The organism is Myxococcus sp. MxC21-1, from assembly GCF_032612255.1.
Classification (GTDB): domain Bacteria; phylum Myxococcota; class Myxococcia; order Myxococcales; family Myxococcaceae; genus Myxococcus; species Myxococcus virescens.
Map to the genome: position 1 here is coordinate 7,202,118 of NZ_CP123278.1, position 11,720 is coordinate 7,213,837.

11 protein-coding genes are annotated in these 11,720 nt (G+C 69.6%); 3 read left to right on the forward strand and 8 right to left on the reverse strand.

Annotated elements, in window-relative coordinates; translation table 11 throughout:
* Window positions 1–10: 10 nt before the first annotated feature.
* The 6 genes from QEG98_RS31950 to QEG98_RS31975 all read right to left on the reverse strand — a co-directional run bounded on the left by QEG98_RS31950 (window position 11) and on the right by QEG98_RS31975 (window position 5,279).
* A complete protein-coding gene (locus QEG98_RS31950; RefSeq protein ID WP_316567997.1) occupies window positions 11–622 on the reverse strand; it encodes a twin-arginine translocase subunit TatC in 612 nt (203 codons plus the stop codon).
* Complete coding sequence (tatC, locus tag QEG98_RS31955) at window positions 619–1,215, reverse strand: twin-arginine translocase subunit TatC (protein ID WP_316563971.1); 597 nt, start codon at window positions 1,213–1,215, stop codon at window positions 619–621. Before tatC ends, QEG98_RS31950 begins: the two co-directional genes overlap by 4 nt.
* 48 nt (window positions 1,216–1,263) lie before the next feature.
* Window positions 1,264–1,440, reverse strand: coding sequence for a hypothetical protein (locus QEG98_RS31960; RefSeq protein ID WP_316563972.1), 177 nt, complete (start codon window positions 1,438–1,440; stop codon window positions 1,264–1,266).
* A 1-nt stretch (window position 1,441) separates the two neighbouring features.
* Window positions 1,442–1,810: a twin-arginine translocase TatA/TatE family subunit gene (locus QEG98_RS31965; protein WP_316563973.1), complete on the reverse strand. Its 369-nt coding sequence runs from the start codon at window positions 1,808–1,810 to the stop codon at window positions 1,442–1,444.
* 132 nt (window positions 1,811–1,942) lie between these two features.
* Window positions 1,943–3,220 carry an MFS transporter gene (locus QEG98_RS31970; RefSeq protein WP_090492367.1) on the reverse strand — a complete coding sequence of 426 codons (1,278 nt, stop codon included), beginning with the start codon at window positions 3,218–3,220 and terminating at the stop codon, window positions 1,943–1,945.
* Window positions 3,221–3,230: 10 nt separating this feature from the next.
* A complete protein-coding gene (locus QEG98_RS31975; protein ID WP_090492365.1) occupies window positions 3,231–5,279 on the reverse strand; it encodes a HAMP domain-containing methyl-accepting chemotaxis protein in 2,049 nt (682 codons plus the stop codon).
* A gap of 93 nt (window positions 5,280–5,372) precedes the next feature.
* Here QEG98_RS31975 and QEG98_RS31980 point away from each other — a divergent pair, with 93 nt between their 5' ends.
* The 3 genes from QEG98_RS31980 to pyrF all read left to right on the forward strand — a co-directional run bounded on the left by QEG98_RS31980 (window position 5,373) and on the right by pyrF (window position 8,165).
* On the forward strand, window positions 5,373–6,416 hold the full coding sequence (locus QEG98_RS31980) for a histone deacetylase (protein WP_316563974.1): 1,044 nt from the start codon (window positions 5,373–5,375) through the stop codon (window positions 6,414–6,416).
* 88 nt (window positions 6,417–6,504) lie between these two features.
* Entirely contained in the window at window positions 6,505–7,266 is a 762-nt protein-coding gene (locus QEG98_RS31985) for an SDR family oxidoreductase (RefSeq protein ID WP_316563975.1), read from the forward strand.
* 32 nt (window positions 7,267–7,298) lie between these two features.
* Complete coding sequence (gene pyrF / locus QEG98_RS31990; protein ID WP_011555861.1) at window positions 7,299–8,165, forward strand: orotidine-5'-phosphate decarboxylase; 867 nt, start codon at window positions 7,299–7,301, stop codon at window positions 8,163–8,165.
* Here pyrF and QEG98_RS31995 read toward each other — a convergent pair.
* A complete protein-coding gene (locus QEG98_RS31995) occupies window positions 8,146–10,719 on the reverse strand; it encodes a PBP1A family penicillin-binding protein (RefSeq protein ID WP_316563976.1) in 2,574 nt (857 codons plus the stop codon). The genes pyrF and QEG98_RS31995 overlap by 20 nt on opposite strands.
* 27 nt (window positions 10,720–10,746) lie before the next feature.
* Window positions 10,747–11,703 (reverse strand): RluA family pseudouridine synthase, encoded by a 957-nt coding sequence (locus tag QEG98_RS32000; RefSeq protein WP_316563977.1) that lies wholly within the window; start codon window positions 11,701–11,703, stop codon window positions 10,747–10,749.
* Window positions 11,704–11,720: the final 17 nt, after the last annotated feature.

The following is an 11,720-nucleotide window of genomic DNA, read 5'->3' on the forward strand; positions in this document are numbered from 1 at the left end:
GGCTCCTCGACTACGACGCCGGGGTGATGCCCGTTTCCGCCGCGTTCCGCGCGCGACGCCGCTCCACCATCCACACCAGCAGCACGCCCAGCTCGTAGCAGAGCAGCATGGGGCCGGCCATCAGCGACAGGTTCACCACGTCTCCCGTGGGGGTGATGATGGCCGCCGCGATGAGGCACACCACGAAGGCGTGGCGCTGGTACCTGAAGAGCCAGGACGACTTCACCACGCCCACCACGCCCAGCAGGGCCATGACGAGCGGCAGCTCGAAGATGATGCCGAAGGCGAGGATGAGCAGCAGCACCAGCGAGAGCTGCTCGTGCATGGACAACATGGGCCGCGTCCACCGCGCCGCCTCATGCGCCGCGTGCGCCTTGGCCAGCTCCTTCTCCAGCCGCCACAGCCCCGCCAGCTCCTCGGTGCGCGTGGGGGCGATGCCCGCCAGCAGGCTCGCCGAGCCGTCCATGGCCGCCGCCGCCGCCGCGAAGTCCTTCTTCTCGTAGGCCGTCACGGCCTCCACGCGCTTCTCCACCGCCTGCCGCAGCACGCCGCGGGACTGCGCGCCGTAGCCCACCGACGCCGCGTCCAGGAGCCGCCCCAGGCCATCCAGCCGCCCCGTCATCTCCACGCTGGCGGCGGGCGCGGCCTCGGGCGCGGGTGCCGGCCCTGGCCCTCCGCGCGCAGCTGGGTGCTCGTCTCCTTCGCGATGCGCCCCGCCTCCTCCGCTTCGCCCAGGCGCAGGAAGCGCAAGGCGTCATCCGCGCGCAGCCGGGCCGTGTCCAGGCGCTGCTCCAGCGCGAGCGTCTCCTCCTCGTTCAGGAGGAAGGTGAACATGGAGGGCAGCACCGCGAAGTAGCAGAAGGCGGCGCCGAGGAGGAAGGCGATGGAGCCGAACGCCACGAAGGGCGCGGCGAAGCGGCGCTCCTCCGGATACAGGCCGGGCGAGACGAAGCCCCAGATCTGCATCAGGATGACGGGCGTGGTGAGGAAGATGCCGCAGTACACGCCCACCTTCATCAGGACGTTCAGCTCTTCGATGCCGGACGTGTAGATGAGCGAGCGATTCTCGGGCGGCAGCGCATCCAGCACCGGCTGCATCAGCAGGCCGAAAATCGGCTTGGCGAAGACGAGCGAAATCGTCCCCAGGATGAGCACGGCGATGGTGCACCGCATGAGGCGCGAGCGGAGCTCCGTCAGGTGATCCGCCAGACTCATGCGCAGCTCGGAGTCGGCACCGGGGTTGATGGGCGGGGGGCTCAGGACTCAGCTCCGTTTCGGGGCGTTGCGCGCCACCGTCCCCGGGATGGGCGACAGCGTGGGCGAGGTGGCGGAGGAAGCAGCGGGCTCGGGCGGCGCCTCGGCGGTAGGCTCCGCGCCCGGCTCCGCGGTTGCCGCGTCCCGCGCGGGCGTCTCCCCGGCAGGCACGTCGGAGGTGGCCACCTCACGAGGCCCCTGCGCGTCCATTTCCAGCACCTGCGTGGGCGACGAGGGCTGAGGGGACGCCGCATCGGCCGGAGGCGACGCGCCGTCCGTGGCGGGAGGCAGGGTGGCCTCGGGCCCCCACGGCCTGCGGCGGCTGGGGCGCGAAGCGCGTCCCGGGCCGCACGGGCGCGGTGGGAGGCTCTCCGATTTCCTGGTCCATGGCGTAGAACTCACGCTCCACGACGTTGCGGACCTCATCCGTCTGGCGGCGGAACTCGCGCAGGAACTTGCCGATGCCGCGCGCGAGCTCGGGCAACCGCTGCGGCCCGAGAATGAGCAGCGCGGCCACCAGGATGAACACCATTTCGCCTGCGCCGATGTTGAACATTTTTCCTGACGCGCTCCCCGGAGCAGCCCGGTTTATCGCGCCCCGGGGAGACAGGCGCAACCGTTCGTCTCGCCAAAGCATCCGCCCGCCACCCGGAATGGGCGGCAGGCAACCCGAAGGCGCCCTTTCATACTACGCGTGAGAATCCGCCCCGGGCGAGAGCGGAACCGCCATTCCTTGCGAGGAGGCCACCGCCAGCGCCCGCGCCTGCTCCCTGCTGCGCACCCGCCGCTCCACCCCCCACAGCAAGGCAGGCAGCAACAGCGTCAGGACCATGGACACTCCGGCCATCCGGGGGATGCCGCCCAGGGTCCCGTCTGGCAGGTCCGTCAGCAGCCGGGCGCTGAGGAAGGCCCCCACGGCGGCGGCCATGTGCTGGACGGCGGACTGGAGGGACATGAAGCGCGCACGCACCCGGGTGTCCGGCACCCGCGACGTCAGCGTGTTGTACGCGACGTTGCGCGTCCCCATGGCCACCATGAAGAGCGTGAAGATGACGGGGACAGGCATCCACCGAGGCAGGTGGACGAAGCCCACGTAGGTGGACAGCAGCACCAGCGCGGAGCCCACCGTGCCCACCTTGAAGGAGCCGTAGCGGTCCACCATGGGCCCCGCCACCCGCAGCGTCGCGAAGCTGGCGATGCCGCCGATGAAGTACGGCAGCCAGAGCAGGTCGCGCGGGTAGCCCACGTTCTGCTGCAGATAGGCGGACAGGTTGGGGATGAGGACGAAGCCCGCCATCATCACCAACGCCGTCATCACGTACGACAGCTGGATGTCCCGGTTGCCCAGCAGCTCGAGCACGCCGGCCTGCTGTCTGGGGCCCGCGTCCAGATGGCCGCGCACGGGTGGCAGGTAGAAGATGGCGCCCAGCACCACCAGCAGGCCCATGGCGGCCACCGCGAAGAAGGGCACGCGCCAGCCGCCGAACTCCGCCAGCTTCAGCGCCATGGGCACGCCCGCCACCGAGGCCACGGAGAAGGCGCCCATCACCGCGCCCAGCGCGCGTCCGCGCCGCTCCACGGGGACCAGGTCCGCGATGATGGACAGCGACAGCGACGTGGCCGGCCCGCCGAAGATGCCCGCCACCACGCGCGCCAGCAGCAGCGTGGACATGCCCGTGGCGAAGCCACCCGCCGCGGTGGCCACCACCAGGCCCAGCATGGACACCGCCAGCGCCTTGCGGCGGTCGAAGCGGTCCAGGAAGTAGCCACCGGCCAGCCCCGCCACGCTGGCGGCCGCCGTGTACGCGCCGCCGATGATGCCGATGTGCGACGACGCGATGCCCAGCCCCTTCGCGAAGTCCGGGCCCAGCGGCATCACCATCACGAAGTCCAGGATGTTGACGAACTGGACCGCGCCGATGAGGGCCACCACGGCGCGCTCGGAGACCTGTCGTTGTGTCGGCATGAAGACGTGTCTACACCCGGAAGCGGCGAACCTCCGCACGGAGGATTTCCGCCTGACGCTGGAGGTTGTCGATGGCCTCCTCCAGCTGCTTCACGGAGCGTGTCTGGTGCTCGGACACGCCCTTGATGGTCTCCACCGCCTTGAGCACCTGCTCGCTGCCCTTCGTCTGCTCCTTCTGGGCGCGGTTCAGGTGGGTGACCATCTCGTTGATGCTCTCGATGGAGCGGGTGATCTGCTTGCTGCCGTGCGCCTGCTCCTGGCTGCTGCGCTGCACGTGGGCGGTGAGCGCCTTCATCTTCTCCGCGCTCTTCATGATCTGCTCGCCGCCGCGGGCCTGCTCGTTGGAGGCCTTGGAAATCTGCTGCACCGTCTCGCTGATGCGGTGGATGGAGGCCGTCACCTGCTTGCTGCCGCGCGCCTGCTCCACGGTGGCCCGGGCAATGGCCTTCACCATCTGCGTGGACTTCTGGGTGCTGTCGTTGATTTTCCGCAGCGCCCCTTCCGCCTCCCGGCCCAACTGCACGCCCTCCTCCACGCTGCGCACGCCCTGGTTCATCACCACCACGGCGTTGCGGCTCTCCTCCTGGATGCTGCGGATGAGCTCGGCAATCTCCTTCGTGGACGCGCCGGTGCGCTCGGCCAGGTCCTTGATTTCCTCCGCCACCACCGCGAAGCCCTTGCCGTGCTCTCCCGCCTGCGCGGCGATGATGGCCGCGTTGAGCGCCAGGAGGTTCGTCTGCTCCGCCACGTCGTCGATGACGTTGAGGATGTTGCCAATCTCGGAGATGCGCCGACCCAGGCTTTCAATGACGTTGGCCGCGCTGCGGCTGGTCTCCTTGATGCGGTCGATGCCGGTGAGCGTCTTGCGCAGCGACTCCACACCCGTCTGCGCGTCGTCGAAGACCTGCTCGGACAGGCGGGCCGTCTCCTTCGCGTTGGCCTCCACCTGACCGATGGCGGCGTCCATCTGGCTGATGGCCGAGGACGTCTCCTCCGTGGAGGCGGACAGCTCCTGGATGTTGGTGGCCACCTCCTTGATGGAGAACGTCATCTCCTCGATGGCGCTGGTGGTCTCCTCCACGCTGGCGGCCATGGCCTGGACGTTCTCCGCCACCTCGTCGTTGGTGGCGGCCATCTCCATGATGGAGGAGCTGCTCTCCTCGGCGCTCTGGTAGAGGACCTCCACGTTCTCCGCGATGCCGCGCAGCGAGGCCATCATCTCCACCATGGAGGAAGACGTCTCCTCCACGCGCGCCTGCACCGTGCCCGCGCCGGACGACACCGTGGTGCCGGTGCGGTGAATCTGCTCCACCACGCCCGCCACCACGTCCGACACGCCGCGCACCCGGCCCAGCGTGTCGCGCCAGCTCTGGGCGATGCGGTTGAGCGCCTCGGCGAGCTGGCCCAGCTCGTCCCGCGTCCCCACGTCCACGCGGCCGGTGAGGTCCGCCTCCGCCAGCCGCCGGGCCATGCCCATCATCGCGTCCAGCGGCACCAGGATGAAAGCGCGGGAGATGAAGAAGGCCACCAGCAGGAACAGCGCCAGGCCGATGCCGAACGCGAGCATCACGACGCGCTGGAGTTCGGTGAGGACCGCGTCCAGCCCGGAGTTGTCGAGCACCAGCAGCGCCTGCCCCACCACGCCGCCCGACAGCGTCACCGAGCGCGCCACGGAGCGGTCACCATTGGCGAAGCGGAAGCCATCCAGCGGCTGGCCCTGCCGGGCCTTCAGCTCCGCCAGGAACCACGCGGGCGGCTCGGCCGGGTGGGTGGCCAGCACCTGCCCCTCGCTGGAGAGGACGGCCAGCACCTTGAAGTCGTCGTCGCCCGCGCGCAGCCGCTCCAGGCTGTCGGGCAGGGCCGCGGCGGGCTGGGCCATCAGCATGCTGACGGCCTGGCTGGCACGGGCCTCGCCCCGCTTCTGCAGGCGCTGCTCCAGGTGGGCTTCCACGCGCGAGGGGACGACGAAGAAGAGCGTCCCCAGGATGAGGGCGAGGACGAGCGCGAAGGAGCCCAGCAGCAGGCTGCGCAGGCCGGGTTTCTTGAACCGGAGAGCCAAGACGAGGCACTGTAGGGAGGGAAACACCGGCAGGGCAAGAACAGGGCGCCGACGCGGCCTGTCCCCCGGGGGCGCTGACTTCCCGCCTGGCGGATGCGTAAGGTCATCCCGATGTCCTCCACCCTGCTACTGACGGACCCCCTCTTCTTCCAGCACGACCCCGGGCAGGGCCACCCCGAGTCGCCCTCCCGACTGCGCCGCATCCTCGGCGTGCTGGCCAGCACGCCGGTGAAGGGCACGGTGATGACCTCCCCCCGCTCCGCCACGGAGGCGGAGCTGGCCTCGGTCCACACGCCGGAGCTGCTGGCGTACCTCCAGCGCATCAACGGGCACCGCGCGCAAATCGACCCGGACACCCAGGTGTCCCCCGACAGCGTGGACGCGGCGCGGCTGGCCGCGGGGGCCTCCGTGCAAGCGGTGGAGGCAGTGATGAAGGGCGAGGCCCGCAACGGCTTCGCGCTGGTGCGCCCGCCCGGGCACCACGCCGAGCCCGACAAGGCCATGGGCTTCTGCCTGTACAACAACGCAGCCATCGCCGCGGAGGCGGGCCGGAAGCTGGGCGCCGAGCGCGTGCTGGTGCTCGACTGGGACGTGCACCACGGCAACGGCACGCAAGCGGCGTTCTGGTCGCGCCGGGACGTCATGTACCAGTCGGTGCACCAGTTCCCCTACTTCCCGGGCACTGGCGCCGCGCCAGAGGTGGGCGTTGGCGCAGGCGAGGGCTACACCGTCAACGTGGGCCTGCCGGGCGGCAACTCGGACGCGGACTACGGGATGATTTTCGAGGAGCTGCTGTTGCCCGTGGCGGAGGCGTACCGGCCCCAGCTCATCCTCGTCTCCGCGGGCTTCGACTCGCACCAGCACGACCCGATTGGCGGCATGGACGTCAGCGAGCGCGGCTTCGCGGCCATGTGCTCGGCGATGAAGTCCCTGGCAGACAGCGTGTGCCAGGGCAGGCTGGTGCTGATGCTGGAGGGCGGCTATTCGCTGGAGGGCTTGTCCCAATCCGTGCATGCCTGCGTGGAGGTGCTCGCCGGGCGCAAGGACAGCTTCCCCACGGGTGACACGCACTCGGACGCGAAGGACGCGCTGCGGGCGAGCCGCGAGGCGATGCGGCCGTACTGGCCTCGCGTCTAGACGTTGGCTGGATGGCGCGCCGCGCCTCGCGCCGCTGTTCATCCCCTGGCAACCGTGCAAGAAGCCCGGCAGCACACGGGAGGACTGCATGGCGGAGATGAACTACCGGACGGCGTTGGTGACGGGTGCCTCCAGCGGCCTGGGACGTGGGCTGGCGCTGTGGCTCGCCAGGCGGGGCGTCCGCGTGTTCGCCGCCGGACGCCGCCTGCCGCAGCTCCAGGCCCTGCGGGACGAGGCCCAGGCGGCCGGCGTCACCGTGGAGCCCGTGGAGCTGGACGTCACGAAGGCGGACGCCACCCTGGAGCGCATCCGCGCGCTGGACGCGGAAGCGGGCGGGCTGGACCTGGTGGTGGCGAACGCGGGCGTCGGCGGCACGACGAACGCGAAGCGCCTCCCGTGGGAGCGCGTGCGCGGCATCATCGACACCAACGTCACCGGCGCCGCCGCCACGCTGAGCGCCGTGCTGCCCCAGATGGTGGAGCGCAAGCGCGGGCACCTGGTGGGCGTCTCCAGCCTCGCGGGCTTCCGCGGGCTGGCCGGCCACGCGGCCTACTCCGCGTCCAAGGCCTTCCTGTCCACCTTCATGGAGAGCCTGCGCGTGGACCTGCGCGGCACGGGCGTGCGCGTCACCTGCATCTATCCCGGCTTCGTGAAGAGCGAGCTGACCGCCACCAACAACTTCCCCATGCCCTTCCTCATGGAGACGCATGACGCGGTGGAGCTGATGGGCAGGGGCATCGTCCGGGGCGACGCGGAGGTGTCCTTCCCCTGGCAGCTCGCGGTGCCCACGCGCATGGCGAAGGTGCTGCCCAATCCGCTCTTCGACGCGGCCGCGCGGCGGCTGCGCTGACCTCCCCTCTTCCCCTTTCCCGGAGACGCCCTGTGACGACGCCACAGCCCTTCGCCCACCGTTTCAGCCAGCTGGCCGAGCAGCGCTCGCCGTTCTGCCTTGGCATCGACCCGTCGAGAGACTTGCTGACGCGCTGGGGCCTGCCCGACAACGCGCGGGGCCTGCGCGACTTCTGCGAGCGCGTGGCCGACGCGGCGGGCAGCTCCGTCGCGGTGGTGAAGCCGCAGAGCGCCTTCTTCGAGCGCCACGGCCCGGAGGGCCTCCAGGTCCTCCAGGAGCTGATGCGGCGCTTCAAGTCCGTGGGCACCCTCACGCTGCTGGACGTGAAGCGCGGAGACATCGGCTCCACGATGGAGGCCTACGCCGAGACAGTCTTCGGCGAGGGCAGCGCCTACGAAGCGGACGCGGCCACCTTCACCGCCTACCTGGGCCTGGGCGCGCTGCTGAAGACGCTGGAGCGGGCGCGCGCATCCGGCGCCGCCGCCTTCCTGGTGGTGCGCTCCTCCAACCCGGAGGGAACGTCCCTCCAGATGTCGCGCGGCGAGGACGGCCGCACCGTGGCGGAGGCCCTGGCGGACGGCCTGCGCGCCTTCAACGAGAAGCCCGGCCAGGACGCGGCGCCGGTGGCGGGCGCCGTCATGGGCGCCACCCTCCCCGACTCGGACCGCGGCGTCATCGAGCGGCTCGGCGGCGCGCTGCTGCTCACGCCCGGCATCGGCGCGCAGGGCGCCGGCTTCGACGACTTGAAGCGCCTGTTCGCCGGGCGCGAGGCGCAGGTCATCCCCACCGCCACGCGCTCGGTGCTGGAGGCGGGGCCGGACACCGCCGCCCTGCGCCAGGCGCTGGAGCGGCACCTGGCCCCAGCGCGCGCCTTCCGCGCTACTGCGCGCCCATCATGAACTGATCGACGTCGACCGTGTTCTTGTCGGGCACCGCGTCCTTCGGCTCGGTGCCCTTCTTGAAGAACATCAGCTCCGAATCCCTGGAGCCCGCGGGGGCAATCTTCCCCGTCTTCTTGTCGATGTGGAGCCGCACCAGGTCCATGGACTGCCACGGGTAGAACTCGGACTGCGGCCGGCCCTCCAGCGCGCTCTTCATGTAGTTGAGCCAGATGGGGAGCGCGGCGCGGCCGCCCGTCTCGTAGCGGCCCAGCGGGTGCGGGTTCAAGTCATAGCCCACCCACGCCACCGTCACCAGGTCGCGGGTGTAGCCGGCGAACCACGCGTCGAAGGAGTCGTTGGTGGTGCCCGTCTTTCCCGCCGCCGGCTTGCCCAGGCGCTGCGCCGGGCCACCGGTGCCCTGGAGCACCACGCCGCGCAGCAGGTGCGTGAGGATGAAGCCGGCCTCCGGGCTCATCACCTGCTCGCCCGGCTCGAAGAGGCGCGCGTAGCCGGCGGCCACGCGGTCCTGCAGAGGCGCCCACGCGTCGTCGAAGGCCGTGTGGTCCTCCAACGTGCGGCCCCAGCGGTCCTCAATCTTGCGGATGAAGTACGTGGGCTTCTTGCGGCCGTAGCGGTTGAAGGTGGCGTAGGCGTTGGCCAGGTCCACCGGGTACACGCACGAGGAGCCCAGCGCCGCGGAGAAGTCCATGTTCATGGGCGTGGTGATGCCGAGCTTCGTGCTCCACGCGGCCATGTTCTTCACGCCCACCGCGCCGAACGTCTTCACCGCGGGCACGTTCAGCGAGTTGACCAGCGACGTGCGCAGCAGCACCTCGCCTTCGAACTTGTCGCTGTAGTTGGCCGGCTTCCACGACACCTTGGTGTCTGGGTCGTGCTCCACAATCGGCGAGTCCACCAGCACGGTGGCCTGCGTCCAGTTCAGCTGCTCCAGCGCCGCCGAGTACACGAAGGGCTTGAAGGAGCTGCCCGGCTGACGGCACGCCTGGAAGGCGCGGTTGAACTCGTTGTCGTCGAAGTCGTAGCCGCCCACCATCGCGGTGAGGTACTGGCGGTGGGGGTCGATGGAGACGAGCGCGCTCTGCGCTTCGGGCGTCTGCTCCAGGCGGAAGAGCTTCACGCCCTCGCTGGGGATTTCGTCCGCGAGCTTCTTGTCCCACTGCTCCTTGTCGTCCGTCAGGTCCTTCTTCGTGACGTGGCGCACCACGATGACGTCGCCCTCGGAGATGGCCTTCTTCACCGAGCTAATCATCATCGCCGGGTAGTAGCCCTCCGGGTTCACCTTGCGCGCCCAGCGCATGCCCAGCAGCGGCAGCCGCCCGGTGTGCCCGCCCACCTGTACGTCCGCGCCCTTGCCGTCCCCGTCAATGGACGTGACGACGGCGACGTAGAGCCGGTTCTCCACCAGTTCCTTCGCGCCCATGAGCTTCTTCGAGCGGTCGATGAAGGCGCGGATGGCCTCCTTCGACGCGAGCTGCTCCACCGGGCCGCGCCAGCCCTGGCGCTTGTCCACCGACAGCAGGCCGTGGAGCACCGCGTCCTGCGCGGCGCGCTGACGCTCGCTGTCCATGGTGGTGAAGACCTTGAGACCGGCCTTGAGCAGCACGGGGTTGCCGTACCGGTCCACCACGTCCTTGCGCACCTGCTCCACGAAGTACGGCGCGAACTCGTGGAACACGTCCTCCACCGGGTACACCTTCACCTCTTCGGCGTTGGCGGCGTCGTGCTCCTCCTGCGAAATCATGCCCTCCACCAACATGCGGCGCAGCACGTAGGAGCGGCGCTTGCGGGCCGCCTCCGGGCGCAGGAAGGGCGAGTACCGGCTGGGCGCCTGCGGCAGACCGGCGATGAGCGTCATCTCGCCCAGCGTCAGGTCGCGCACGTCCTTGCGATAGTAGTTCTCCGCCGCGCTCTGCACGCCGTAGCTGTGGTGCCCGAGGAAGACGTTGTTGAGGTAGAGGTAGAGAATCTCCTCCTTCGTCAGCGACTCCTCCAGGCGCCGGGCGAGGATGGCCTCGCGAATCTTGCGGGTGAGCGTCTTCGCGGTGGCGGACTTGTAGCCCTCCGCGGAGATGAGCACCGCCTTCGCGGTCTGCTGCGTCAGCGTGGAGCCACCCTGGATGCCGCCCGAGCGCAGCCCCAGCTTGGAGCTCACCGTCTTGAAGCCGGCGCGCGCGGTGCCCAGCACGTCCACGCCGAAGTGGTCGAAGAAGCTGGAGTCCTCCGACGCGATGAAGGCCTGCACCAGGCGCTTCGGAATCCGCTCGTAGGGCACCACCTTGCGGCGCTCTTCGTAGAACTCGCCGGCCAGCACCGCGTCATCCGTGTAGACCTCGGTGACGATGGGCGGCCAGTACTCGTCCACCTTGGGGATGGCGGGCAACCCATCCGCATACACGTAGTACACGGCCGTCACGGCAATCACGGCGGCCGTGGCCCCGGTCAGCGAAAGCCATCCCGCGGTCTTCAGGAGGAACTTCCACCAGCGCTTGGAGGGGACGCCGTCGAGCACCAGTTTCGAGCGGCTGCGGTCAGCGGATTTAGGGTCGGACATACGCGTTTCTTTTGTGCCTCGCGGGCGTCAGGGCACCAATGCGGCCCGCTTGAGCACGTCTCGGAGCTCGACGGCGAGGGGAGCCTCGACAGCCACCTTCGCGCCGCCTTCGGGATGCGGGAATTCGATGCGCTCGGCGTGCAGGAACAACCTTTTGAGCCCCCAGCGCGCCCGCACGTCGCGGTTGAAGGCAAAGTCACCGTACTTCTTGTCCCCAGCCACCGGATGTCCGATGGCCGCCAGATGCCTTCTTATCTGATGCGTGCGCCCGGTCTCGATGGCGCAGGACAGGAGCGCCGCCTCGCTCGACTGCTTCACGACCTTCCACCGGGTGACGGCCGCCTGCATGTTCACCCCTCGACGGGCCTTGGACTCGGCCGTCTGTTGGTGTTCTGACAGGGGCAGGTCGATGACCCCGGAGTCCCGGGGCATCTTCCCCTTCACCAGGGTGAGGTAGCGCTTGCGGGACAGGCCGTGGGTGAAGACCTCGGTGAAATGCACCATGGCCGGGCGCCGCTTCGCCACCAGGATGACGCCGGAGGTCTCCCGGTCCAGCCGGTGTGCGGGCGAGGCCGCGAAGTCGTTGCGGACGGCCTTGGGCCCCAGGTAGGCGCGCACGTAGTCCACCAGCGTTCCGCCGGTGATGCCGCTGCCGGTATGGACGGCCATTCCGCTGGGCTTGTCCACGGCCATGAGCCAGTCGTCCTCTCGAAGGATGACCAACCGGCTGGGGTCCACCGGTGGTGGAGGCGGGTCCACTTTCGGACGTTCCGCCCCCATGAGCTGCTGCTCGTCGCCGCGGATGGTGAGCACGTCTCCTTCTGACAGCAACTGCTCGGGTTGCGCACGCTTCCCGTTCACCCGCACCTTCTTGGTGCGAATCATCTTGAAGAGGTGGCTCACCGGTACATTGGGGAGCCGTTTGCGCAGGTGCTTGTCCAGCCGCATCCCGGCGGTGTCGGCTTCGATTCGATACTCGATCATTTGTGCTGGCGCATGGA

Coding starts and splice junctions, on each gene's coding strand:
- QEG98_RS31950 (WP_316567997.1), bottom strand. CDS start 622: ATGACGGGGCGGCTGGATGGCCTGGGGCGGCTCCTGGACGCGGCGTCG.
- tatC (WP_316563971.1), bottom strand. CDS start 1,215: ATGAGTCTGGCGGATCACCTGACGGAGCTCCGCTCGCGCCTCATGCGG.
- QEG98_RS31965 (WP_316563973.1), bottom strand. CDS start 1,810: ATGTTCAACATCGGCGCAGGCGAAATGGTGTTCATCCTGGTGGCCGCG.
- QEG98_RS31970 (WP_090492367.1), bottom strand. CDS start 3,220: ATGCCGACACAACGACAGGTCTCCGAGCGCGCCGTGGTGGCCCTCATC.
- QEG98_RS31980 (WP_316563974.1), top strand. CDS start 5,373: ATGCGTAAGGTCATCCCGATGTCCTCCACCCTGCTACTGACGGACCCC.
- QEG98_RS31985 (WP_316563975.1), top strand. CDS start 6,505: ATGGCGGAGATGAACTACCGGACGGCGTTGGTGACGGGTGCCTCCAGC.
- QEG98_RS31995 (WP_316563976.1), bottom strand. CDS start 10,719: ATGTCCGACCCTAAATCCGCTGACCGCAGCCGCTCGAAACTGGTGCTC.
- QEG98_RS32000 (WP_316563977.1), bottom strand. CDS start 11,703: ATGATCGAGTATCGAATCGAAGCCGACACCGCCGGGATGCGGCTGGAC.